Annotated in this window: 17 protein-coding genes and 1 tRNA gene; 7 read left to right on the top strand and 11 right to left on the bottom strand. The window is 72.8% G+C overall.

All coding sequences use genetic code 11. The features are described from left to right. Positions 1–76: 76 nt before the first annotated feature. The 6 genes from HW837_RS39240 to HW837_RS39215 all read right to left on the bottom strand — a co-directional run bounded on the left by HW837_RS39240 (position 77) and on the right by HW837_RS39215 (position 6,242). Positions 77–1,540 carry a penicillin-binding transpeptidase domain-containing protein gene (locus HW837_RS39240; protein WP_045558967.1) on the bottom strand — a complete coding sequence of 488 codons (1,464 nt, stop codon included), beginning with the start codon at positions 1,538–1,540 and terminating at the stop codon, positions 77–79. Beyond that, positions 1,537–2,964, bottom strand: a complete 1,428-nt coding sequence (locus HW837_RS39235; protein WP_045558966.1) for an FtsW/RodA/SpoVE family cell cycle protein — start codon at positions 2,962–2,964, stop codon at positions 1,537–1,539. Before HW837_RS39235 ends, HW837_RS39240 begins: the two co-directional genes overlap by 4 nt. Before the next feature lie 43 nt (positions 2,965–3,007). Further along, on the bottom strand, positions 3,008–3,367 hold the full coding sequence (locus HW837_RS39230; RefSeq protein ID WP_045558965.1) for an SH3 domain-containing protein: 360 nt from the start codon (positions 3,365–3,367) through the stop codon (positions 3,008–3,010). A gap of 156 nt (positions 3,368–3,523) precedes the next feature. Then, on the bottom strand, positions 3,524–4,792 hold the full coding sequence (locus HW837_RS39225) for a sensor histidine kinase (protein WP_045558964.1): 1,269 nt from the start codon (positions 4,790–4,792) through the stop codon (positions 3,524–3,526). Beyond that, complete coding sequence (locus HW837_RS39220; protein ID WP_237270993.1) at positions 4,789–5,616, bottom strand: hypothetical protein; 828 nt, start codon at positions 5,614–5,616, stop codon at positions 4,789–4,791. The genes HW837_RS39225 and HW837_RS39220 overlap by 4 nt, the downstream gene beginning before the upstream one ends. Before the next feature lie 107 nt (positions 5,617–5,723). Continuing rightward, positions 5,724–6,242: a protein-tyrosine phosphatase family protein gene (locus tag HW837_RS39215; protein WP_045558962.1), complete on the bottom strand. Its 519-nt coding sequence runs from the start codon at positions 6,240–6,242 to the stop codon at positions 5,724–5,726. Positions 6,243–6,374: 132 nt separating this feature from the next. On the opposite strand from HW837_RS39215, the gene HW837_RS39210 reads away from it, so the two are divergent. Further along, positions 6,375–7,178: a nuclease-related domain-containing protein gene (locus tag HW837_RS39210; protein ID WP_045558961.1), complete on the top strand. Its 804-nt coding sequence runs from the start codon at positions 6,375–6,377 to the stop codon at positions 7,176–7,178. Between the two features lie 59 nt (positions 7,179–7,237). On the opposite strand, the gene ligD is transcribed toward HW837_RS39210, so the two are convergent. Further along, positions 7,238–8,119, bottom strand: a complete 882-nt coding sequence (gene ligD / locus HW837_RS39205) for a non-homologous end-joining DNA ligase (protein ID WP_045558960.1) — start codon at positions 8,117–8,119, stop codon at positions 7,238–7,240. 56 nt (positions 8,120–8,175) lie between these two features. Further along, the gene (locus HW837_RS39200; RefSeq protein WP_045558959.1) at positions 8,176–10,575 is read right to left on the bottom strand and encodes an ATP-binding cassette domain-containing protein; all 2,400 of its coding nucleotides are present in this window, start codon (positions 10,573–10,575) and stop codon (positions 8,176–8,178) included. Positions 10,576–11,180: 605 nt separating this feature from the next. On the opposite strand from HW837_RS39200, the gene ku reads away from it, so the two are divergent. Next, positions 11,181–12,254, top strand: coding sequence for a non-homologous end joining protein Ku (ku, locus tag HW837_RS39195; protein ID WP_045558958.1), 1,074 nt, complete (start codon positions 11,181–11,183; stop codon positions 12,252–12,254). A gap of 1,068 nt (positions 12,255–13,322) precedes the next feature. On the opposite strand, the gene HW837_RS39190 is transcribed toward ku, so the two are convergent. Both HW837_RS39190 and HW837_RS39185 read right to left on the bottom strand, forming a co-directional pair. Next, positions 13,323–14,588 carry a beta-ketoacyl-[acyl-carrier-protein] synthase family protein gene (locus HW837_RS39190; RefSeq protein WP_093790686.1) on the bottom strand — a complete coding sequence of 422 codons (1,266 nt, stop codon included), beginning with the start codon at positions 14,586–14,588 and terminating at the stop codon, positions 13,323–13,325. A gap of 365 nt (positions 14,589–14,953) precedes the next feature. Beyond that, positions 14,954–15,940, bottom strand: coding sequence for a lysylphosphatidylglycerol synthase transmembrane domain-containing protein (locus HW837_RS39185; protein ID WP_234442613.1), 987 nt, complete (start codon positions 15,938–15,940; stop codon positions 14,954–14,956). Positions 15,941–16,742: 802 nt separating this feature from the next. Between HW837_RS39185 and HW837_RS49165 the strand changes: the two genes are divergently transcribed. Both HW837_RS49165 and HW837_RS39170 read left to right on the top strand, forming a co-directional pair. Next, positions 16,743–19,943: a SpoIIE family protein phosphatase gene (locus tag HW837_RS49165; protein WP_390623558.1), complete on the top strand. Its 3,201-nt coding sequence runs from the start codon at positions 16,743–16,745 to the stop codon at positions 19,941–19,943. Positions 19,944–20,284: 341 nt separating this feature from the next. Continuing rightward, entirely contained in the window at positions 20,285–20,644 is a 360-nt protein-coding gene (locus tag HW837_RS39170) for a hypothetical protein (protein ID WP_045558954.1), read from the top strand. 277 nt (positions 20,645–20,921) lie between these two features. On the opposite strand, the gene HW837_RS39165 is transcribed toward HW837_RS39170, so the two are convergent. Beyond that, positions 20,922–20,993 (bottom strand) — tRNA-Arg (locus tag HW837_RS39165). Between the two features lie 173 nt (positions 20,994–21,166). Between HW837_RS39165 and HW837_RS39160 the strand changes: the two genes are divergently transcribed. The 3 genes from HW837_RS39160 to lysA all read left to right on the top strand — a co-directional run bounded on the left by HW837_RS39160 (position 21,167) and on the right by lysA (position 24,819). Continuing rightward, positions 21,167–21,730 (top strand): response regulator, encoded by a 564-nt coding sequence (locus HW837_RS39160; protein WP_234442611.1) that lies wholly within the window; start codon positions 21,167–21,169, stop codon positions 21,728–21,730. Between the two features lie 192 nt (positions 21,731–21,922). Further along, positions 21,923–23,248 carry an ArgS-related anticodon-binding protein NrtL gene (gene nrtL / locus HW837_RS39155; RefSeq protein ID WP_193381835.1) on the top strand — a complete coding sequence of 442 codons (1,326 nt, stop codon included), beginning with the start codon at positions 21,923–21,925 and terminating at the stop codon, positions 23,246–23,248. A gap of 179 nt (positions 23,249–23,427) precedes the next feature. Then, positions 23,428–24,819, top strand: coding sequence for a diaminopimelate decarboxylase (lysA, locus tag HW837_RS39150; RefSeq protein ID WP_045558944.1), 1,392 nt, complete (start codon positions 23,428–23,430; stop codon positions 24,817–24,819). Positions 24,820–24,897 lie beyond the last annotated feature (78 nt).

Genomic DNA, 24,897 nt, shown 5'->3' with positions numbered 1-24,897 from the left:
GAACGGTAGGGCCGGGCGGGAGGGCGGACCCACTGCTTATCTCAGGAACCGGACAGGTGATCACGGGGCGCTCCCCTCAGCCGGAGGCCTTCAGCACCGCCCGCATCACCTCCCGCGCGATCGGTGCCGCGTCCCCACCCCCGCTGATGTCGCCCCGGACCGCCTCCGCGTCCTCCACCACCACCGCCACGGCCACCTCGGGTTCCATCGCCTCGTCGGACTGGGCCCAGCCGACGAACCAGGCGAACGGGGTGCCGGAGTTGCCGAGGCCGTGCTGGGCGGTGCCGGTCTTGCCGCCGACGGTGGCGTGGCGCAGGGCCGCGTTGGCGCCGGTGCCGTTCTCGACGACGCCGCGCATGAGGTCGCGCAGCCGGCGCGCGGTGGTGGGTTCCATGGCCTGGCGCGGGGTGCGCGTGCCCGAGCCGGCGACCGTGCGCCCGCTCGCCGTGGTGATGCGTTCGACGAGGTACGGCGGCCGCACCGAACCGCCGTCCGCGACGGCCGCCGCGACCAGCGCCATCTGCAGGGGGGTCGCCCGGGTGTCGTACTGGCCGATGGACGAGAGCGCGAGCTGCGCCCGGTCCATCTCGGTGTCGAAGCTGCTGGGGGCGACCGAGAAGGGGATCCGCAGGCCGACGTCGTTGAAGCCGAAGGCGCGGGCGGTGTCCGTCATGGCGTCGAGGCCGACGTCCACGCCCAGTTTCGCGAACACCGTGTTGCAGGACCACTCGAAGGCATAGCGCAGCGAGGCGTTCTCGCACCCCTCGACCTCGTTGGAGAGGGAGGTCGTGGTGCCCGGCAGGGTGTACGGATCGGGAGAGCGGGTCGGCGCGTCGAGGTCCTCGACCACGCCGGTGTCCAGCGCGGCGGCCGCCGTCACCACCTTGAAGGTCGAGCCCGGCGGATAGGTCTGCCGCACCGCCCGGTTGAGCATGGGCCTGCTCGCGTCTTCGTTCAGCCGGGCCCACGCCTCGGCCGCCTCGCGCCCGTTGCCGGAGAGCGCCCCGGGGTCGTACGACGGCCGCGAGACCAGCGCCAGGACGCGTCCGGTGGCCGGTTCGAGCGCGGCGACCGCGCCACGACGGGTGCCGAGGCCCACGTACGCCGCCCGCTGGGCCGCCTCCTGGATCGTGGTGACGACCGAGCCGCCCGCGTTGCGGTCGCGGGTGATGTCGTTCCACAGCGGGAGGAAGGAGAGCAGCGGGTCGCTGCCGTCGAGGACGGAGTCCTCCGCGTGCTCCAGGAACGTCGTCCCGTACACCTGCGAGGCGAAGCCGGTGACCGGCGCGTACAACGGGCCGTCCCGGTAGGTGCGTTCGTAGCGGAGCTGCTCCCCGGTGTCCTTCGAGCCGGTGACCGGGCGCCTCTCGACCATGATGTCGCCGCGCGGCTGGCCCCAACGGGCGATCTCCGGGCGGCGGTTGGCGGGGTTGTCGTCGTAGGCCCGGGACTGGAGGACCTGGACCCGGGTGGCGTTGAGAAGAAGGGCGAGCAGCAGCAGGGCGCACAGGGCGGCGGCCCGGCGGATGTACCTGGTCATGCGCCCCGGCCCTCCCCGTGCGCGGCGGGGCCCGGCGGGCTCTCCTGCGGCGGTCCGGGGGCGTACTGCCGCCTGGAGGAGTCGCTCAGCCGGATCAGCAGCGCCACGATGACCCAGTTGGTGACGACGGACGAGCCGCCCTGCGCGAGGAAGGGCATCGCCATGCCGGTCAGCGGGATGAGGCCCATGACACCGCCGGCGATGACGAAGACCTGGAGGGCGAGGATCGAGGCGAGGCCGGTGGCCAGGAGCCGGCCGAAGGGGTCGCGCAGGGCGAGGCCGGCCCGGAAGCCGCGCTCCACCAGCAGGGCGTAGAGCAGGAAGATCGCGGAGAGTCCGGCCAGGCCCAGCTCCTCACCCGCCGTGGCCAGGATGAAGTCGGACTTGGCGGCGAAGCCGATCAGGATGGAGTGGCCGAGGCCGAGCCCGGTGCCGAGCAGCCCGCCGGCGGCGAACGCGAAGAGGGACTGGGCGAGTTGGTTGGGTCCCTGTCCCGCCTCGATCGACGCGAACGGATGCAGCCAGTCCTCGACCCGGCTGTGGACGTGCGGTTCGAGCCAGCCGACGGCGACCGCGCCCACGCATGCCAGCAGCAGCCCCACCGCGATCCAGCCGGTGCGGCCCGTGGCGACGTACAGCATGATCACGAACAGGCCGAAGAACAGCAGGGAGGTGCCCAGGTCCCGTTCCAGGACCAGCACGCCGACGCTCAGCAGCCAGATGGTGACGATCGGGCCGAGGACGCGCCCGGTGGGCAGCTGGAGACGCTTGAACCGCCAGATCTGACGTCCGGCGTACGCCAGCGCGTTGCGGTTCGCCGCGAGATAGCTGGCGAAGAACAGCGCGAGCAGCACCTTCGCGAACTCGCCCGGCTGGATGGAGAACCCGGCGATCCGCACCCAGATCCGGGCCCCGTTGACCGGCGGGAAGAGGATCGGCAGCGCCAGCAGCCCGAGCGCGGCCACCACGGAGACGTACGCGTACCGCTGGAGCACCCGGTGGTCCCGCAGCAGCGCCACCACCGTGATGAACAGCGCGACCCCGAGCGTCGACCAGTTCAGCTGCGCGGGCGCCGCGTGGTCGGCGGGCGTCTCCAGGTCGAGCCGGTGGATCAGCACCAGACCCAGGCCGTTGAGGAGCACCGCGATCGGCAGCAGCAGCGGATCGGCGTACGGCGCCCGCAGCCGGACCACGAGATGGGCCAGCAGCGCGAGCACGCCGAGCCCGGCGCCGTAGTCGGCGGCGCCGGGCGGGACCGTGCCGTTCTCGGCCAGACCGACAGCGCAGTAGCCGTACACGGAGAGCAGGACGGCCGCGACGGTGAGGGTGAGCTCGACGCCTCGGCGCCGGAGCAGGCGTACGGCGGGCGGCGGGGACGGGTCCGAGTGATCCGCCGCCAGGGTCGTTCCGGCCTTGTGGTTCATGCCCGGAACTTACCCAAATGCACTGCCTTGTGTGTCTTGTCGGTCAGGCGTCGCACCAGCGTGGCGCCTTGAACGGGGCGATGTAGCGGGCCGAGCCCCAGGCCCAGGTGCCGTCGACGAGCAGGTACCACTGCCGGTTGCCGTCGACGCTCTGGCCCTCGGTGCGGCAGTAGATCTTGACGATCTCGCCGTGGCGCGCGACCCGGACGACCGAACCTCCACGGGTCGGGGCGCTGCGCAGGACGAGGCCGGTGCGGGCGACGACCTCGCCATTGACGATCTGCTTGCTCTCGCGGGGGTCCTCCTGTTCGACGCCGGCGGCGGGAGTCGTGGCCGCGAACGCCAGAAGGGCGCCACCGGCAGCGGCTATTCCGAACCGCATGAGCAGAATCCGCAGGGACATCTGATGCTCCTCCAGGGAATAAGCGGGCGAGGCTGACTATTCGCCACGTTAGGAGGAGGGAGGGTGGGGCGCCTTTCCCAATGGGCCATCAGAGCGGCGCGGCCCGTCAGGGGCGCGGGGCAGTGTCTGATGTGCGGCTCCGCCGCGTGGGCGCGATCAGCCCCCACCGGCAGTCAGTCGCAGAACAGCCGACGCACCCCCATCGGGAGCGTTTTCGAATTCCAACCGAGCCCCCAACACCTCCGCCTGCCCCACTGCGATCGTCAACCCCAACCCGTGCCCCTTGGCGGAGCCCGACGTACGAAACCGCTGCGGCCCCTCGGTCAACAGGTACCCCGGGAACCCGTCCCCGTGGTCCCGCACACTCACCACCGCCCCCTCCACGGTCAGCACCACCGGAGGCGCCCCGTGCCGGTGGGCGTTGGCCACCAGGTTCCCCAGCACCCGCTCCAGCCGCCGCCGATCGGTCTCCACCCACGCGTCCTCGACGACCCGCACCTCGGTCTCGCCGTTCGTGTGCGCGGCCACCCGCTCCACCACCGGCCCGAGCCGGATCGCGTCCAGCTCCAGCCGCTCGCTCCCCGCGTCCAGCCGCGAGATCTCCAGCAGATCCTCGGTCAGCGTCCGCAGCGCGGCGACCCGGTCGCGCACCAGCTCCGTCGGCCGCCCCGCCGGCAGCAGCTCGGCCGCCGCGTGCAGCCCGGTCAGCGGTGTCCGCAGCTCGTGCGCGACGTCCGCCGTGAACCGCTGCTCGCCGAGCAGCTTGCGTTGCAGCGTGGACGCCATGGTGTCGAGCGCGGCGGCCACCGCGGCCACCTCGTCGCGGTACCGCGCCGGGTCCGTCGTACGGGGATCGCCCACCCGCGCGTCCAGGTCGCCCGCGCTGATCCGCCGGGCCACCTGCGAGGTCGTGCGCAGCCGCCGGGTCACCCCGCCGACGCCCAGCGCGCCGACGACCAGCGTCACGCCGATCGCCAGGGCCGAGGAGCCCAGGATGGCCCGGTCGAGGTTCTCGATGGTGGCCGCGCTCTGCGCGTAGTCGATCTGTACGGCGAGGGCGCGACCGTCGGCCGGAGCGGCGGCCCACATCGAGGGAACCCCGGCGACGACCCCGACCATCGTGCCGCGCCGCCCGCTCACCGCCAGCTCGCGCAGCTCCCCCGGCAGGCCACGCGGATCGATCCCGGAGTCGGGCGGGAGCCGGTTCCCCGCCTCGTACGCCCGCGCCGCCTCGTCGAGCCGGACCAGCGCGCGGGAACGGGCGTCGCTCACGGTCCGGTCGGTGACGGAGACATGGACGAGGGCGCCGAGCAGCGCGGCCAGCCCGCAGCACATGACCGTGATGAAGGCCAGCGCCTTCCAGGTGAGCGAGGACGTCCACCGGGGCAGGCCGAACCGTTTCCGCGCGGACCTCTCGCCGCTCACCCCGGCCTCACCGACGACGAGGCGGAGGATGAGGCGGCGGGGGAGTGGGAGTGCTTCCCCGGTCCGCCCACGCGGAGGATCTCGTCCCGTGTGAGCAGCATCGCCAGCTGGTCCTCGTCCCAGGTCCACTGTGTGCGGTACTCGTAGCCGACGATGCCCGCGGGGGAGCGGATGATCACCGTACGGCCGGCCAGCTCGACCGCGAGCACGGCGTCGTCGCTGGCCAGCACCTGCACCAGCCGGTCCGCCTGGAACGTGTACATCCGCACCGCCGTCTGATTGCCGGGCAGCAGCCGGAAGCCGAGCACCATGTCGTCGCGCCCGTCGCCGGTGAGGTCCCGGTAGTAGGCCTTGAGGACGGGGCACCGGGTTCGACGGGCGTCCGTGCCGGAGGTCCCGTCCGGGCCGGCGGTTCCGTCCGGGCCCTCCTCGGCGCTCTCCCCGGCGCCCTGTCCGCAGTCGGCCATGCGCGCGGCCGTCCCCCCGTAGACGGCATCGGACCCGGAGTACACCTCGGGGTGCGCGGCGATCTCGGCGCGGACCACGGCCAGCGGGTCCACCTTGTGGATGTCCTCGCCGGGGGCCTTGACGCCCCTGACCACCTCCGTCTCGGCCTCGCCGTAGTCGTAGGCGGGGGAGGAGGCGGGCGGCTCCCCGGGCCACAGCCGGGTCGGGCCGCTCGCGGTGGGTGTCGTGCCCGCGCTCACCAGGCCCCCGGAGTCGCCGCAGCCGCCCAGCAGCAGGACGGCGGCGAAGGCGCCGACGGCAGCGCGCGCGGGGCGGCTGGGGGACACGGGACTCCTGGGCGTACGGGTGAGGGACATGGGGAAGGGGGTGTGGTCCCGTACACCCTAATTCGTGCGGAAGTACTTTTTCGTGACGGCTCGGTCGCGCCCGCCCGGTGCTGGGCCTGCTACTGCCGTTCGCCCGGCTACTCGGCCGACTCCTCCAGCTCCTCCAGCAGCCGGACCGTGGCCAGTCCCGTGTGCAGGTACTCCACGAACAGCTCGTTGTGCAGCGCCCACGGCGAACGGCGGGTGCGGATGAGCCGGATCGCCTCCTCGGCGGAGTGGCCGTCGCGGATCAGCGCGTGCGCCACGACCAGACCGGAGCGGTTGTACCCGCTGTAGCAGCGGACGAGGACCCGTTTGCCGTCCTCCAGCGCGTCGCACGCCGCCTGCGCCAGCCGCATCACACCCGCCAACTGCGTCCCGTCCAGCGGCCCGTCCGGGATCGGCCACACATGGTGCTCGACCCCGTCGTCCGGCCCGTGCCCCGGCAGTCGCAGCAGGGTCAGCACCAGGTCGAACTCATCGCGCACGACCGCGAATTCGACGCCCCCGGCACCGGCCGGCCCAGCGAACTCGTGTCCGCCCATCCACAGCCCGGGCACGATCTCGCTCCACGGTTCCCGCGGAGCCGGGACATCGGGTTGCTTGCGCGTCCGCAACGGCGCCTCCCCCAGGCCTCGGAGCCCATCCGACGGACCATGGCCCTCGACGACGGGTCGTCACCCCAAAGGTAGCCGGGTTCTTGCCGATGGAGCACCCCGCCTGTTCCCATGGTCGTGGGGTGATGGTGCATGAGCGGACTGCGCGTCATACCGACCTGGCGTCACGGACAGCAACGTTTGTACGTGTGCCGGACCGACGGGAGGAACGTCGCCTGGTACGACCGTGAGTCGGGCCGGGTGAATCTCCTCAGCGAGGAGCTGAGACAGGACGTGATGGCCGTCCTCGGCCCCTTCGTCACCGGCCCGGTCACCGTGGGGCCGCCACCCGTGCCGACCCCCGCCGAGCTGGCCCGGCTGAGTCTCCCCCCGGACGACGACCTCGCCCCCAACCGGCCCGGCGAAGCCCTGCTGATCTCCCTCGACCGCGCCCCCGGCCCGGCACACCGGCTGCGCCCCGACCCGCGCCGTCGGGCCCTGGCCGCCGAGCGGACCGTCGGTGACGCGCTGGACCGGCTGGAGGGCGCCGGCTGGCACACCCTGCACTCCGTGCCGCTGCCCGGCGGTGACCGCATCCACCATCTGGTCGTCGGCCCCGGGGGCCTGTTCTGCGTCCGCTCCGTCCACGCCCGCAGGCAGCGCGTCGTCGTCACCGACCCCATGGTCGCGGTCGGCCGGCACGAGCCCCGCGCGCTGCTGCGCGGACTCCGCGCCGACGCCGACCGCGCCTCCTACGCCCTGACCGCCGAGGTCCGTCCGGTCCTCGCCCTCGCCGAACCCTCCTCCGTCGCGGTCACCACGCCGCTGCGCGAGGTGCGCGTCCTGCGCGACACGGACCTGGCCGAACTCGCCCGCGCGGGTGGGGTGCTGAAGCCGGCGGACGTGGAGGGACTGCACGCGATGGCCCGCGACCGGCGGACGTGGACGCGGGTGTAGACCGTCGGTGTCGGTGTCGGTGTCGGTGTCGGTGTCGGCGTGTGCGGTGGCGGGTTGCGTCACGGCAGGGGGTGCGCGGCCTCCGGGTCCAGGAGGGGGGCCAGCAGGTCGCCGTGGTCCTGGAGGCGGGGCGCGATGTCCGGGGCGCGGAAGACCAGCACGCCGGGGGAGGCGCACTCCTCGACCTCGGTCCAGGTCACCGGCGCGGAGACGGTCGGCTCGGGACGGGCCCGCAGGGTGTACGGCGCGGCCGTGGTCTTGCGGGCGGCGTTCTGGCTCCAGTCGACGAAGACCTTGCCGGGGCGCAGACTCCGGGTCATCCGGTGGACGACCCGGCGGGGCATGGCCTGCTCCGCCTCGACGGCGAGTTCCCTGGCGTACTCCGAGACCCGCTCCGAGGACGCCCCGCGCACCGCCGCCAGCAGATGCAGCCCCTTCGACCCGGACGTCTTCGCGTACACCTCGATCCCGTCCGCCGCGAGCCGCTCCCGCAGCCAGCAGGCCACCTCGCAGCACTCGACGACCGTCGCGGGCGACCCCGGGTCCAGGTCGAACACCAGCCGGTCGGCCTCGTCGGAGGTGCGGACGGTCCACTGCGGTGTGTGGAACTCGGCGACCAGGTTCGAGGCCCACATCAGGCTCGCCAGGTCCTGGACCAGCACCATCCGGGCCGGCCCCTCCATCCGCCGCACCTCGGCGGTGGTCACCCAGTCCGGGGTGCCCGGCGGCACGTTCTTGGTGAAGAAGACCTGGCCGCCCGGCCCGTCCGGGTAGCGGAGGAAGGAGACCGGGCGGTCGCGCAGGTGCGGCAGCAGGGCGTCCGCCGTCGTGGCGTAGTAGTGCAGCAGCTCCCCCTTGGTGAAGCCGGTCGCCGGGTGGAGGACCTTCTCCAGGTTGGAGAGGGCGACCCTGTGCCCCTCCACCTCGGTGATCGGCGTCATGGAAGCCAGAATCCCATTGCGCAGGAAAGGGGGCAAAGCGCCCCGTATTCGGACGCTCAGGCGCCCACGTACGCCGCCAGGTGCTCGCCGGTGAGGGTGGAGCGGGCCGCGACCAGGTCGGCCGGGGTGCCCTCGAAGACGATCCGGCCGCCGTCGTGGCCGGCGCCGGGGCCGAGGTCGATGATCCAGTCGGCGTGCGCCATGACCGCCTGGTGGTGCTCGATGACGATCACCGACTTGCCGGCGTCGACCAGCCGGTCGAGCAGCCCCAGCAACTGCTCCACGTCGGCGAGGTGGAGACCCGTGGTCGGCTCGTCGAGCACGTAGACCCCGCCCTTGTCGCCCATGTGGGTGGCCAGCTTCAGCCGCTGCCGCTCACCGCCGGAGAGCGTGGTGAGCGGCTGGCCGAGGGTGAGGTAGCCGAGCCCGACGTCCGCCATCCGTTCGACGATCCGATGGGCGGCCGGGGTGCGCGCCTCGCCCTCGCCGAAGAACGCCTCGGCCTCGGTCACCGACATCGCGAGCACCTCGCTGATGTCCCGCCCGCCGAAGCGGTACTCCAGCACCGACGCCTCGAACCGCTTCCCCTCGCACTCCTCGCACGTCGTGGCGACGCTCTGCATGATCGCCAGGTCGGTGTAGATGACCCCGGCACCGTTGCAGGTGGGACAGGCGCCCTCGGAGTTGGCGCTGAACAGCGCCGGCTTGACCCCGTTGGCCTTGGCGAAGGCCTTGCGGATGGGGTCGGCCAGCCCGGTGTACGTCGCCGGGTTGCTGCGCCGGGAGCCGCGGATCGGGGTCTGGTCGACCGACACCACGCCCTCCTCGCTCGGGATCGAGCCGTGGACCAGCGAGCTCTTCCCGGAGCCGGCCACACCGGTGACGACGGTGAGCACGCCGAGCGGGATGTCGACGTCCACGTCCTGGAGGTTGTTCGCCGTCGCGCCCCGGATCGCCAGCGTGCCCGTGGGCTGGCGCACCGTCTCCTTCAGCGCGGCCCGGTCGCCGAGATGACGTCCGGTGACGGTGTCGCTCGCCCGCAGCCCCTCCAGGGTGCCCTCGAAGCAGACCGTGCCGCCCGCCGTACCGGCGCCGGGCCCGAGGTCCACGACATGGTCGGCGATGGCGATCGTCTCCGGCTTGTGCTCCACCACCAGCACCGTGTTGCCCTTGTCGCGCAGCCGCAGCAGCAGGTTGTTCATCCGCTCGATGTCGTGCGGGTGCAGCCCGATGGTCGGCTCGTCGAAGACGTACGTGACATCGGTGAGCGAGGAACCGAGGTGGCGGATCATCTTCGTCCGCTGCGCCTCACCGCCGGAGAGCGTGCCGGAGGCGCGGTCCAGCGAGAGGTAGCCGAGGCCGATCTCCACGAAGGAGTCGAGCGTGTAGTGCAGCTTGGCGAGCAGCGGCGCCACCGACGCGTCCTCGATGCCGCGCGCCCACTCGGCGAGGTCCCGGATCTCCATGGCGCAGGCCTCGGCGATGTTGAGCTTGCCGATCCGTGAGGAACGGGCCAGTTCGCTGAGCCGGGTGCCGTCGCAGTCGGGGCAGACGGCGAAGGTGACCGCCCGGTCCACGAAGGCCCGGATGTGCGGCTGCATCGACTCGCGGTCCTTGGAGAGGAAGCTCTTCTGCAGCTTCGGGATCAGCCCCTCGTACGTCAGGTTGACCCCGTTGACCTTCACCTTGGTCGGCTCGCGGTACAGGAAGTCGTGCCGCTCCTTCTTCGTGTACTTGCCGATCGGCTTGTCCTTGTCGAAGAACCCGGACTCGGCGATCACCCGCACCACCCACCCGTCCCCGGTGTAGGTGGGGATGGTGAACGGGTCCTCGGACAGCGACTTGGACTCGTCGAACAACTGCGTGAGATCGATGTCGGAGACCGTGCCCCGGCCCTCGCAGTGCGTGCACATCCCGCCGGTGCGGCTGAACGTCACCTTCTCGGTCTTGGTCTTGTCGGCGCCCCGGTCGACCGTGAGACCGCCGCTCGCCGAGACCGAGGCGACGTTGAAGGAGAACGCGCCGGGCGGGCCGATGTGCGGTCTGCCGAGCCGGCTGAAGAGGATGCGCAGCATCGCGTTGGCGTCGGTGGCGGTGCCGACGGTGGAGCGCGGATCGGAGCCCATCCGCTGCTGGTCCACGGTGATCGCGGTGGTCAGCCCGTCCAGCACGTCCACCTCGGGGCGGGCCAGGTTCGGCATGAAGCCCTGGAGGAAGGCGCTGTAGGTCTCGTTGATCAGCCGCTGCGACTCGGCGGCGATCGTGTCGAACACCAGCGAGCTCTTCCCCGAGCCGGAGACCCCCGTGAACACGGTCAGTCGGCGCTTGGGGATCTCGATGCTGACGTCCTTGAGATTGTTCTCCCGCGCCCCGTGCACACGGATCAGGTCATGGCTGTCGGCGGCGTGCGGCCCGGGAGCCTGCGCCCGCGTCCGCGCGCTCGTGGCCTTGGTCATCGTTCCTCCATCTGTCGTGCGGGGCCGCGTCCACGGCCACCACCGGCGTCGCCGCCCGCTTCCGATCCGCTGGGCCCGGCTCCACCGACACCAGGTGTCCCGGTTCCGGGGCCGCCGGAACAGTCCGCTGCGTACGGTACGTGCGAGGGGGCGCCGGAGGCGCGTGTTCCGGGGGTCGGCCGAGGGGCAGCGGGGTTCTGCCGGGGTTCTGCCGGGGTTCTCTCGCGGACACCGAAGTCACGGACGCCGTACGGCTGCTTCGCCGGCTCCCGGACGATCTCGGCGCCGTCCGCCTCCAGCCGTGCGAAGGTGCCGTGCGTCCGGGTCGGTGTGCGGGAGGAAGCTCGCGTCGATGGTGAGGTCCATGACTTTCACGCTAGGCGCGCCCCACCCACCGGCGCTTCTCGAATCCTGACCGGTCGGGCGGTCGGGCGGTCGGGCGGTCGGGCGGTCGGGCGGTCGGGCGGTCGGGCGGTCGGGAGGTCAGGCGGCCTGGTGGTCGGGGGTGGTCGGGGGTGTGCCGGGGGTCGACGGGCAGGGGTGGCGGGTCGGCGTTACGGTGTGGACAAACCGGAAGCAGGGACCCGAAAGGTGCGTGCTGCCCCGTGCGATCCATCTGGAACGGCGCCATCTCCTTCGGCCTGGTCAGCATCCCGATCAAGCTGGTGAACGCGACCGAGAGCCATTCCGTCTCCTTCCGCCAGGTCCACCTGGAGGACGGCGGCCGCATCCGTTACCGCAAGGTCTGCGAGCTGGAGGACCGCGAGGTGACGCAGGGGGAGATCGGCAAGGCGTACGAGGACGCGGACGGGACGATGATCCCGATCACCGACGAGGATCTCGCGTCGCTGCCCATCCCCACGGCCAAGACGATCGAGATCGAGGGCTTCGTACCGGCGGAGAGTGTCGATCCGCTCCAGGTGGACGCCGCGTACTACCTCGCGGCGAACGGGGTGCCCGCGGCCAAGCCGTACACCCTCCTCCGTGAGGCGCTCAAGCGCAGCGGAAAGGTCGCCATCTGCAAGTTCGCGCTGCGGGGGCGCGAGCGGCTGGGGATGCTCCGGGTGGTGGACGACGTGCTGGCGATGCACGGTCTGCTGTGGCCGGACGAGATCCGTACGACCGAGGGGGTCGCGCCCGACGCGAGTGTCACCGTCCGCGACAAGGAACTCGACCTGGCGGACGCCCTGATGGACACGCTCGGCGAGGTCGACCTGGATACCCTCCACGACGACTACCGCGAGGCGGTGGAGGAACTGATCGCGGCGAAGGCCTCCGGCGAGGAGCCGCCGAGCACTCCGATGCCGGCCGCGGAGGGCAAGGTCCTCGACCTCATGGCGGCGCTGGAGAAGAGCGTGCGCGAGGCCAAGGAGTCCCGGGGCGAGGACGTCGACGCCGATGTCACGCACCTCGCGTCCCGGCCGACGCCCAAGCAGTCGCCCGGCAAGAAGTCCACGGCGTCGACGGCGTCAACGGCGTCCACGGGCGGAACGGGCAGGAAAACGGCCGCACCCAAGAAGTCCACGTCCAAGTCGGCCCAGCCGACGAAGAAGGCGGCCACGAAGAAGCAGACGCCCAGAAAGACGGCGGCGACGAAATCGACGAAGTCGTCCACGGCGAAAACCGCGGCGAAGAAAACCCCCGCAAAGAAAACAACCACCCGCAAACGCACGGCGTGACCAACCAGCCGACGAGCGAACAGAGCCGCGGCTGACCACCACCAACGCCGCGCCGCCGAGGCCTGCGCCACAGCGCCGACACCTCGCCCCGACGCCTCTGATCCGACGCCCCGCGCTGAGGCCCCACCCCGCCGCCCCTGCGCCGAGACCTGCGGCGCCGCCCTGCGCTGGGTCCCGGTCCGGGGGCCGCTCCGTGCACTTTGGTGGCATGCGCCGGGATCGCCCGTGCCGAGGTCCTACGCCGCCGCTCCTGTACCGACGCCTTGCGCTGGGGCCCAGTCCGCAGGGCCGCTCCACGGCTCTGGGTGGCCGCGCACCCCCGCGCCGCCGCCCTGAACTGCGTTCCCCTGCGTCCGCCGCCCCCGGCCCGCGCTGAGGCCCTGGGCCAGAAGCTCGCTCCGGGCAGAGATCGCCTGCGCGAGCCGGGATCGCACGCGCTGAGGCCCTGGCGCTGAAGCCCCTGCGTCGCCGCCCCCGCTGAGGCCCTGGCGCTGAAGCTCCTGCGTCGCCGCCCCCCCGCTGAGGCCCGGGCCGTATGGCCGCTACACGAGCGGGGATCGCCCGCGGCGGGATCGCCCGGGCGGGGGCTGGGCGCTGAGGCTCTGGTCCGACGCCCCGCGCTGAACCCTGCGCCATCCCCAGGGCTGAAGCCTCCGCCCCCCGCCCCGCCGATTCCCGCCCCTCCCTCCTCTCCGCCGCTGCCCGACCGCTCTCCCTCTGCCGGGCCCACCTACCGCCGAGCCCTCTCTGCCGAGCGCACCCTCCGCCAGCGCCGCCCGTACTCCGCCGAACCCCCACCCGCCGAACTCCTACTCCGCCGCAGCGGCGCTCAGCCACGGTCGTGGCGGTCGGCGGTGTCGAGACGGCCGGACGTGTGGCTGTCGCAGTAGGCGGTCGGCGGTGGCCTTTGCGTCCCGTGGCCGCCACCGGCGCGCCGCCCCGGCCCAGCCTCTTTCCCGACCCGGTGAGCCTGCCGCCGGCCCCCCTTCGCTGTCCGGCAGCCCGCCCGTCGCTGAGCCACTCCTCCGCCGCACCCGGGGCCGGGGGGTGTCCGCCCCGCCCGGAGGGCTACACGCGGCGGAGGGCCAGGACCGCGTTGTGGCCGCCGAAGCCGAAGGAGTTCGTGAGGGCGAGGTCGCCGTCGGCCGGGAGCGGGCGCGGCGCGCTGGTGACGACGTCGAGCGCGATGGCGCGGTCCTGCTCGGCGCAGCCGATGGTCGGCGGGATGAGCCCGTGATGGAGTGTGAGCGCGGTGGCGAGGGCCTCCACCGCCCCGGCCGCCCCCTGAAGGTGCCCGAGGTGCCCCTTGAGCGCCGTCACCGGCACCCGGCGCCCCGACAGCACCGCCCCCAGCGCGTTCGCCTCCGCGAGGTCACCGTCGACCGTGGCGGTGGCATGCGCGTTGACGTGGACCACGTCCGAGGGCGACGCCGCCGCGTCCTCCAACGCCCGCCGCAGCGCGAGCGCCACCCCCGCCCCCGAGGGATCGGGCGCCGCCATGTGGTGCGCGTCGGCGGACAGCCCCCACCCGGCGGCCTCGCAGTAGACCCGGGCCCCACGAGCCCGGGCGTGGTCCTCCGCCTCCAGCAGCAGGAACCCCGCCCCCTCCCCGTTCACGAACCCGTCCCGGTCCTTCGCGAACGGCCGGGACGGACTCGCCCCACCACCGTCCAGCCCGTGCCGCGACAGCGCCCGCATCGCCGCGAAGGACGCCATGATCGCCGGCGTCACCACCGCCTCCGCGCCACCCGCGAGCGCCATGTCCACCCGCCCGTACCGGATCCGGTCGACCGCCTGCCCGATCGCCTCGGTCCCGGAGGCGCACGCACTGGTGACGGTCCGCGCCTCCCCGGTGATACCGAGGTCCAACGAGATCTGCGACGCCGCCTGCGAGGGCACGCACATCGGCGTCGTGAGCGGCGAGACACCGCGCGGCCCCCGGTCCCGTAACTGCCGGTCGCCGGCCACGAGCACCGACGCGTCCCCGAGGATCGCCCCGGCGGACACCCCGACCCGCCCCGCGTCGACCCCGCTCTCCGCCGTACCGCCGGGAGGGAGGCCCCCGTCCCGCCACGCCTCCCGCGCCGCCAGTACGGCGAACCGCGCGGCCCGGTTCATACGCCGGGCCCGGGGCCGTGGGAGCAGCTCGGCGGGATCCACCGGCACCGTCCCCGCGACCCGCACGGGTAACCCCGCGAACTCCTCCCCGTCCAACTCCCGTATCCCGCAACGCCCGTCCAGCAGGCCCTGCCACAGCTCACTCACGCCCACCCCGAGCGGAGTGACGGCCCCCAGCCCCGTGACGACCACCCGACGCCCCACCGAGTACGACATGCGCCCTCCCCAACCTGCCGGCCCCGCCCCATCCTCCTGTTCCAGAGATAGTTCCCGCTTCAACTGCTAGGACGCACCCGGGGAGGGTGTCTCACAGGCACGCCCGAGCGCGCAGCACAGCGCAGCACGACCCGTAGCCCCTCGTGACGCCGTAGCCCCTTGTGACGCCGAAGTCCCTTGTGACGCCGTAGCTCCTTGTGATGCCGAAGTCCCTTGTGACGCCGTAGCCCCTCGTGACGCCGAAGTCCCTCGTGACCCGTAGCCCGTCGCGACGCCGCAGCGCGCGCACCGCGATCCGCAGCGCCCCGGGAGCCCTTGCGCACCCGAGCCGCAGCGCGCATCGCGCGCCACCCCGCTCCGCCCGCTCAGAGCACCTTCGCCCGCACCAACGCCGAGAGGACGAGCGTGCCCGGCAGAAGGGGCAGCCAGACGGTGAGCACGCGGTAGCCGATGACCGTGGTGGTCGCCAGGGTCGCCGGCGCGCCGAAGGCGACCAGGGTGAAGACGAGCGCCGCGTCCATCGGCCCGAGGCCGCCCGGCGCGGGCACGGCACCGGCGGCCGTGCTGGCGACGAGGTAGGCGAAGAGCATCTGCGGCCAGGACACGGGCAGCCCGAGCGAGGAGCCCACCGACGCGACCACGGCCCCCTGGCACAGGGGGAAGGCGGCGGCCCCGCCCCACAGGGCGAGCGCGCGGACGGGGCGGCCGTGCACGATCCGGGTGTCGGTGAGGGCGGTCCGCAGTCCTCCGATCAGGGGACGCCGCAACGGCCGTACGGTCGTGATCAGTGTGACCAGGGCGGCGAGGCTGACGCCGGTGATCGCGCCGATCAGGGCGAGCGTCTCGCCCTTGGGAAGCAGTTCGGTCAGGCGCAGCGTGCCCGGGAAGGCGACGACGAAGGCGACGATCACCAGCGTCTTGGCCACGGGTTTGACCGCCGAGTAGAGGGCGAGCGAGGACGTGGCACGGGCGAGGGGGATGCCCCGGCGCCGCAGGAAGCGCAGGACGACGGCGTGGGCGCCGATGTTGCCCGGCAGCGCGTGCCCCGCCGCCCCGGCCGCGAACTGCGTCGCCAGCAACTGGCCCCGCGGCAGCCGTTCGGGCACCGCGCCCTGCCGTACGCACGCGGAGGCCACCGAGCACAGGGCGGTGAAGAACACCCCGGCCAGCAGCCACCGCGGATCGGCCGACGCCAGCCGTACGGCACCGCCGTGCACGGTCCGCCAGTCGACCGCCGCCCAGATGCCGAGCAGCACCAGCGGCAGCATCGTGAGCGCCAACCGCAGCCGTCGGCCGTTGGCGGGCGTCCGGGCGGGAAGCAGTGCCCGGAGCCTGCCGGGCAGCAGAGCCATGAGCCGGCTCGGGTGGGAGCCCGTGGGACAGGAGGGATCGGGATCGCAGGAGGTGACGGAGTCGCAGGGGGCGACGGGGTCGTGCAGGTCGGGGGAGGGGCGCACCGAGGTGTGGCCGGGAAGCGGCGTCGGCTCAGGCGCCGGGGCGGACTCCGGCGCAGGCTCCGCGTCGGGCGTGAGGGCGCGTGGCGGAGAGGCCGGCACCGGCGGGTCCACGGGACGGGCCGGGCTGGGTATCAGGGTGAGCGGATCGGGGACCGGGGACGGGGTGGGCCGCGAGGGGGGCGGCGCGTCGAGCGGGAGCGGGAACAAAGGGCACGTCGTCCTTCCGCGTCGCGTCGGTACGGCGGGGGACCGCGCCGGCGGAGGCAGGGCAAGTCAAGAACGAAGGGAACCCCAGGACCGTTCCCACCCCAAATGACTCCCCGGTATGCACCGCCCGAACTCCTGCCACCGCGAGAACGACGACACCGCGTCCGAACAGCGGCTCCGCCGCCGAGACCCGCCGCACCCCACCATCCCACATGAGACACAAGTCACTCCCAAACCCCCCGCGGCGGGGACACCACCCACCCCTGCGCCACCCTCCCCCCACCCCGCTGCGCCCGACTCCACCGAAAGCAAAGCCGCCCACCCCCCCCATCCCCGCGCAAGCCTCACCCACCCACAACCTCCCCACCCGGCCCGCCCCACCCCGCCGTTGTGATATGCGTCACCCAAGGTCTAGGGTTGTAGCGCCTGGCAGGCGGCCCGTGGGCGCGTCCGGTGGCGGGGTGCGGCGGGTCGTGCGCAGGTGAGGGAAGTGATCCCGTTGTCCGTCTCCTGGGACGACATCGGCGGTCTCGTCGATGCCCATGAACGTTTCCTCGCGGGCGCGCACGTCGACTCCGACGTCCGTGACCCGGTCCTCGACTCCTGGAAGCGCTGCCGTTCCGCCGGCCTGGAACCCCACCGGCTGCTGGTCCCCTTCGTGCCGGACCTGGCCATGGAGGACCCGTTCCTGCGCGCCGCCGACCCGGTACTCACCCGGCTCACCGCGTCCCTCGCGCACGTCAGCATGACCGTCGTGCTCTGCGACGGACAGGCCCGCATGGTCCAGCGACACGGTGGCGACCGCCAGCTCCTCACCCGGCTCGACGAGGTGAACTTCGCCCCCGGTTTCTGCGCCTCCGAGGCCGCCGCCGGCACCAACGGCGTGGGCACCGCCCTCGCCGAGCGGCAACCCGTCCTCGTCCTCGGCCGGGAACACTTCGCCGACTGCCTCTCCCCGTTCGCCTGCGCCGGCGCCCCCATCCGCAACCCGCTCAGCGGCCGCGTCGAGGCCGTCCTCGACCTCACCTGTCTGCGCGACGACGGCGACCCCACCATGCTGCGGCTCGTCCGGGAGGCCGCCCACGACATCGAGGCCGCCCTCCTGGAACAGGCCACGGAACGCGAACGCGCCCTCCTCGCCGCCTACCGCCGAGCCGCCCGCGCCACCGCGGGCCCCGGCCCCGGCTCGGGCCCCGGTGCGGGCGTATTTCCCAGCGCATCCGATCCCGCATCCGATCCCGCATCCGCATCCGCTTCCCCCTCCGCCGTGGCCCCGGGCACCGCCACCTGGCCCCGCCAACCCGAGCGGCCCTCCTGGCCGCCCGACGGCGAGGGCAGGTACGCCGAGACGCTCGGCCGCGTCGACCTGGCCATCCTCCGGGAGAAGGCCGAGGAACTCATCGCCTCCCCGCACCGCACCCTCGACGAGGTCACCCTCTCCGGCAACCGCGTCGCCACCCTCCTGCGCCGCCCGATCATGAGCGAGTCGGGCGAGACCGGCGTCGTCGTCGAGGCCCGCGTCCTGGGCGGCCCCCACATCCGCCACACACAACTGGCCCCGCCCGCCGAAGCCCCGCCGCCGCACCCCCCGACGCGCCCCCGCCCGCACCGCCCCGCGCCCGCGACGGCACGCCGGTCCTCGCCCCCGCCCGCACCGCAGCCCCTCTCTCCCACCACCAGACGACAGCCCCCCGCGCCGTCCCTCACCCCCACACTCGCCCCCCGACCCACCACCACCCCCGCCCCGTCATCCCCACCGGTCCTCCTCCGCCCCGGCCCCCGCCCGACTCTCACACCCCCACCGCCCCACCCGGCCCCGTACGAACCCACCCCGCACGAACCCGACGCACCCCCCGGAACCGCACCCTCCGGAACCGCACCCCCCGGAAACACCACCCGCGGAACCACGCCCCCTGAAGCCACCACCCCCGAAACCTCCACCCCCGAAACCTCCACCCCCGACGCCTGGCTGCTCCTCATCGGTGAACCCGGGGTCGGCCGTCTCGCCGTCCTCGCGCGTCGGCGCCTCGAACTGCTGCACGACGCCGGAGTCCGCATCGGCACCACGCTCGACGTCACCCGTACCGCGGAGGAACTCGCCGAGGTCGCCGTCCCCCGGTTCGCCGACTTCGCGGCCGTGGACCTGCCCGTCTCCGTCCTCCTCGGCGACGAGCCGGAGCCCCTCGGCCCCGGCACCCGGCTGCGCCGGGTCGCGCTGAGCGCCGTACACGAGGAATCGCACCTGTACGAGGTCGGGGACCCCGTGCGCTACGTCCCCTCCACCCCGCAGGCCCGCAGCTGGGAGACCGGCCGCTCGGTGCTGGAACCCGTCCTCGCGGAGGCGGGCGGCTGGCTCGCCCAGGACCCGGCCCGGCTGGAGCGCGCCCTCGCCGCCGGCATCCACTCCCTGATCACCGTGCCGCTGCGCGCACGTGGCGCGACCCTCGGCGTCGTCAGCTTCTACCGCTCCGAGCAGCCCGCCCCGTTCGAGGACGACGACCTGTCGCTGGCCCAGGAACTGGTCGGCCGCGCGGCCATCTGCATCGACAACGCCCGCCGCTACACCCGCGAGCACAACACCGCCCTCGCCCTGCAACGCAGCCTGCTGCCGCGCGGCCGCCCCGAACAGAGCGCGGTCGACGTCGCCTACCGCTACCTCCCCGCCCAGGCGGGCGTCGGCGGCGACTGGTTCGACGTCATCCCGCTCTCCGGCGCCCGGGTCGCCCTCGTCGTCGGCGACGTCGTCGGCCACGGCCTGCACGCCGCCGCGACCATGGGCCGACTGCGCACCGCCGTCCACAACTTCTGCGCCCTCGACCTGCCCCCGGACGAACTGCTCACCCACCTCGACGACCTCGTCGGCCGCCTCGACCGCGGCGAGGGCTGGGCGGTGGAGAACACCCACGAGGACTCCGGCATCGTCGGCGCGACCTGCCTGTACGCCGTCTACGACCCGGTGTCCCGACACTGCGCCCTCACCCGCGCCGGGCACCCGCTGCCGGCGGTGGTCGCCCCCGACGGGACGGTGGAGTTCGTCGACCTGCCCTCGGGGCCGCCGCTGGGCCTCGGCGGCATGCCCTTCGAGACGATCGAGCTCGAACTGGCCGAGGGCAGCCAACTGGTCCTCTACACCGACGGCCTGGTCGAGGACCGCCACCGCGACATCGACACCGGCCTCGACATGCTCCGTACCGTGCTGGCCCGCCCCGACCGCGCCCCCGAGGACACCTGCGAGGCCGTCCTCGACGCTCTGCTCCCCGCCCGGCCCTGTGACGACGTGGCCCTGCTCGTCGCCCGCACGAACACGCTGGGCCCGGAGCGGGTCGCCCAGTGGGACCTGCCCAGCGACCCGGCGGTCGTCTCCCGCGCCCGCGAGGCCGTCACCGGGCAGCTCGCCGCCTGGGGACTGGACGAACTGGCCTTCACCACCGAACTGGTGGCCAGCGAACTCGTCACCAACGCCATCCGCCACGCCACCGGCCCGGTCCAGCTCCGCCTCCTGCGCGACCGCGCCCTGATCTGCGAGGTCTACGACGGCAGCGGCACCTCACCCCGGCTGCGCCGCGCCCGCACCGAGGACGAGGGCGGCCGGGGCCTCTTCCTCGTGGCCCAGCTCACCGAACGCTGGGGCACGCGCTACACCCCCGACGGCAAGACCATCTGGACGGAACAGCCCCTGCCCCGACCGTGATAGCGGAGGACCGGTCGACCCTGTCGGCGGCGGCCCCAGAGCACCCGCGGGAACGGGCAGCCGGGCCAGCCGGTCGTCACGGGTGAAGCCCATCTGCCACAGCGTGCGCAACGTGTTCGGCCCCGATGGGCGGCGCAGTGGCGGTGTGCCAGCGCCTCAGGGGCGATGCTCACCCCGCCTCGGGCGCCGATCACCGAGTCGGGCACGTCGGCCGCGTCACGCCCGCTTGCTCTACGAGGCGGCGGTCAGCATGACGGAAGGTCGGGGCGGCGGCGACAAGTAAAATCCAGCAGCAAAAGCCCAGTTCACCCCACCCCCGCACCCCACGAGGCCACCGGACGATGCGCCCCCCTCAACCCGCCCCCTGCCGGGTAACGGTCTGCCGGGACTGCTGCTGCGGCACCCCCAAACTCCCGGGCGTGGACCACGAGGCCCAGACCACCCGCCTCAAATCCCTCGTCCCCACCCGCATCTCGGCCTGCCTGGACGCCTGCGACCAGGCGAACGTGATCGTCGTCCAACCCTCGGCAGCAGGCCGAGCCGCAGGCGCCCGCCCCGTCTGGCTGGGCCTGGTCAACGACCCCGAAGCCACGGAGGACATAGCCACCTGGGTCCGCTCCGGCGGCCCGGGCGTAGCCCCCATGCCCCCCATCCTCGACCTCTACCTCTTCACCCCACCGGCCCGCCGCACTTCCCCCTGAGCCATCGCGCCCGACGACCAGCCACACCACCGAAGGTTGCCGACCTACTGCTGAACTGACACTGAGCCAATCAACAGACACCCGAAGCCCAACCACTCAACAGCCCGCGCCCCGACCAACCCATCAAGCTCCACCGCTGACCAGCCACAACCCAATGCCCACCAACTGAACAACGCAGGTCCACGACGAAGCCCGGACTACGGGACAGCCCCATAAGCAAAGACCCCGGCCTCAGCGTTTCCGCTGGTGACGGGGTCTTTGGGCACCTCATACAGGGTGCCCCCGGCAGGATTCGAACCTGCGCACACGGCTCCGGAGGCCGTTGCTCTATCCCCTGAGCTACGGGGGCGTGTCGGGCGCCTTGTGTGGCGGCGACGGGTAGAACCCTACCAGCTCTCCAAGGGAGATCATGAACGGGTTTTGCCGGGGTGAGAGCGGGGTTGAGGGGCCGGGCGTCGCCCGCAGGGGGTGGAAGTGGGGAAAACCCGGACGCGGCGGTGGGCGCGGACCTACTCTCGAGTTGTGCCAGGCGCGTCCGGCCGGGTGCTTGTTGTGGACGACAACAAGGTCATCCGGCAGCTGATCAGGGTCAACCTCGAGCTGGAGGGCTTCGAGGTGGTGACCGCGGCCGATGGTGCCGAGTGCCTTGATGTCGTGCATCAGGTGCGGCCCGACCTCATCACCCTCGACGTCGTCATGCCTCGGCTCGACGGACTCCGTACCGCCGCCCAGCTCCGTGGGGACCCGCGGACACGGCGTCTCCCTCTCGCCATCGTCAGCGCCTGTACCCAGTACGAGGTCGAGGCGGGACTCGACGTCGGTGTCGACGCGTTTCTCGCCAAGCCCTTCGAGCCCAGCGAACTCGTCGCCCTGGTAAGGCAGTTGGTCGAGCGTTCCCGTGACGGGGGCGACAGCCTCCCTGACAGTCCCGCTGCCGCCAACGGCGTCTCCGCCAACAACATCGGCACCGGCACCAACGTCACCACCACCCCCGGCCCCGCCTCCACCAGTGCCCCGGCCGGCGGCGTCGGGAACGCGAGTGAGCCCGCCGAACGCGCGGAGCGCGCCGGTCGCACCGGAAGTTGACGGTCGTGTGTTGAGGGGCGAGTGGTTCAGTGATCTCCCTGAGCTTCCGTCCCGGTGACCCCCTGCCGTCTCCCACTCCGGCACGCCCGCTCCCGCCGCGCCCCCTATTCAGTCCAGCCCCGCCGTCCACATCGCGGACCCCGGGGTAAACCGGCTCGCATACCCACCCCCCTCCTCCCATACGCTTGTCCCGTGACCCCCGTCGAGCTCTCCCGCACCGTGCTGCGCGCGGTGCGTCGTGCTGTGGACGAGGGTGAGCTGAGCGTGGCGGTCCCCGCACGCGCCGTCGTCACTCCGCCCGGGCCCGGCGGACGTGGGGACTACGCCACGAACATCGCCCTGCAGCTCGCCCGGCCCGCCGGCCGGCCCCCACTGCAGGTTGCCGAGATCCTGCGACCCCACCTCAGCCGTACCGACGGCGTCGCCGCCGTCGAGATCACCGGTCCCGGCTTCCTCAACATTCACCTCGACCGGGCCGCCGTCACCGCCCTGGTCCACCAGATCCAGCGAGACCACGGCACCCGATCGGGCCAGGTCAGCCAACCCGGCCAGGCCACTCACCTCGGTCAAGCCGGCCAACCAGGTCAAGGTCCCGCCCCGCTCCCGTACGGCCACAGCGACGCCCTCGCCGGGCACCTCGTCCGGTTGCGCATCCCGTACGAGATCCGCGCCGAGGTCGTAGCCGACGCGCTCGTACGGATCGTCGGCAGCCAAGGCGGTCGAGTCGAGGTCCACCACCTCCGACCCCATGCCGCCCCAGAGGCAGACGAAGACGAAGACACAGGGGCAAGGGCAAGGGCAGTGGCAGGAGCAAGGGAAAGGACAGGGTCGGAGAAGTTCCACGAGCACGCCTCTCTCGACGAACCGGCGATCAGCCCCATCGATCTCAGCCCGGTCCCCGCCCCGGAAGACCCCACCCCCCTCGGCCCCGACGCCCTCCGCTGGGCCCTTCTGCACCCGGCCGCCCACGACCGCCCACGGATCACCGCGGACCTCCTCGTGCAGCGGGCGGCCAACCCCCTCTTCCGTGTCCGTTACGCCCACGCCCGAGCCCGCGCGCTCACCCGTAACGCCGCGGCCCTCGGTTTCACCGGCGCCCCGGGCGATCTGAACACCCCCGACGCCCCGCAGACCCCCACCCCCCACACCCCCACCCCCCACACCCCACCCCCCTCTCGCCCAACCGCCGCCGTCACCACCCCAGACGCTGCGACCACGCCCTCCGCACCCCCCACCGCCGTCACCACCCCCGACGTGACCACCCCCCTCGTCAGCGCCCTCACCGAATACCCGTCCGCCCTCGCCCGAGCAGCCACGCACCGCGCTCCCGATCGTCTCGCCCGGCACCTGGTCGTCCTCGCCGACGCCCTGCTCGCTTTCCAGCACACGGTGCTGCCGCGCGGCGACGAGAAACCCTCGGCCGCCCACCGCGCCCGGCTGGCTCTTGCCGAAGCCGCCGGGACGGTGCTGGCCGGCGGCCTGTCCCTGCTCGGCATCGACGCACCCGAATACCTCTGAGCAACCCCGCGGAGCCCAAGCCACAGAGCGGCAGCCAGCAAGCAGCAACCAGGAAGCAGCAAGCAGGGAGTAGGGGCCCTCCGCCCCGCACCTGCCCCCCTGCCCCTGTCCCCCCGGCCCCGCCCCGTTCGCCCAAGCCCGCGCCCCCGCCCAGAGAGCACACAGAAAGCCCAACAGACATGAGCCGTTCCGCACACCCCGCCGGGCCCCGTCACGCCGACGTGCTTCCCGAGGGGCACTACTCCGCTCCGCCCGCCGACCTGAACACGCTGGACCCGAAGGTGTGGGCGCAGACCGTCACCCGTACCGCCGACGGAGTCGTCAGTGTCGGTGGGATCGATGTGAAGGCGCTCGCGGAGGAGTTCGGCACGCCCGCGTACTTCGTCGACGAGGCCGACTTCCGCGCGCGGGCGCGCGCCTGGCGCACCGCGTTCGGGCAGGACGCCGACGTGTTCTACGCCGGCAAGGCGTTCCTGTCCCGTGCCATCGTGCGCTGGCTGCACGAGGAGGGGCTCAACCTCGACGTCTGCTCCGGCGGTGAACTCGCGACCGCGCTCTCCGCCGGTATGCCCGCCGACCGCATCGCCTTCCACGGCAACAACAAGTCCGAGCAGGAGATCCGCCGGGCCGTCGAGGCCGGCGTCGGGCGGATCGTGCTCGACTCGTTCCAGGAGATCGTGCGGGTCGCGCACATCGCCCAGTCGCTCGGTACACGGCAGCGGGTGCAGATCCGCGTCACCGTCGGCGTCGAGGCGCACACCCATGAGTTCATCGCCACCGCCCACGAGGACCAGAAGTTCGGGATCCCGCTGGCCGGGGGGCAGGCCGCCGAGGCCGTACGGCGGGCGCTCAAGCTCGACGGGCTCGAACTCATCGGGATCCACAGCCACATCGGGTCGCAGATCTTCGACACCTCCGGGTTCGAGGTCGCCGCCCACCGCGTCGTCGGGCTGCTCAAGGACATCCGTGACGAGCACGGTGTCGAGCTGCCCGAGATCGACCTCGGCGGCGGACTCGGCATCGCCTACACGAGCGACGACGACCCCCGCGAGCCGCACGAGATCGCCAAGGCGCTCACCGAGATCGTCAACCGGGAGTGCGAGGCCGCCAGGCTGCGCGCGCCCCGGATCTCCGTCGAGCCCGGGCGTGCCATCGTCGGTCCGACCGCCTTCACGCTCTACGAGGTCGGCACCATCAAGCCGCTGGACGGGCTGCGGACGTACGTCTCCGTGGACGGGGGCATGTCCGACAACATCAGGACCGCGCTGTACGACGCCGAGTACAGCGTCGCGCTGGTGTCCCGGACCTCCGACGCCGAGCCGATGCTGGCGCGGGTGGTCGGCAAGCACTGTGAGAGCGGTGACATCGTGGTGAAGGACGCGTTCCTGCCGGCGGACCTGGCACCGGGTGACCTGATCGCGGTGCCGGCCACCGGTGCGTACTGCCGTTCCATGGCGAGCAATTACAACCACGTGCTGCGCCCGCCGGTGGTCGCCGTCAATGATGGAGAGGCCCGCGTCATCGTCCGCCGCGAGACGGAGGATGATCTTCTCCGGCTCGACGTCGGCTGATCCGCAGACGGAAGCGGTTGATCCGCAGACGGAAATCTGCTGATCCGCTGACGAAGGCTTTCGGTCGTCGGCTGGTCC

It is taken from the genome of Streptomyces caniscabiei (genome assembly GCF_014930365.1).
Lineage (GTDB): Bacteria > Actinomycetota > Actinomycetes > Streptomycetales > Streptomycetaceae > Streptomyces > Streptomyces caniscabiei.
The sequence above is the reverse complement of the archived record's forward strand: the minus strand, read 5'-3'. Positions and strand labels throughout refer to the sequence as shown.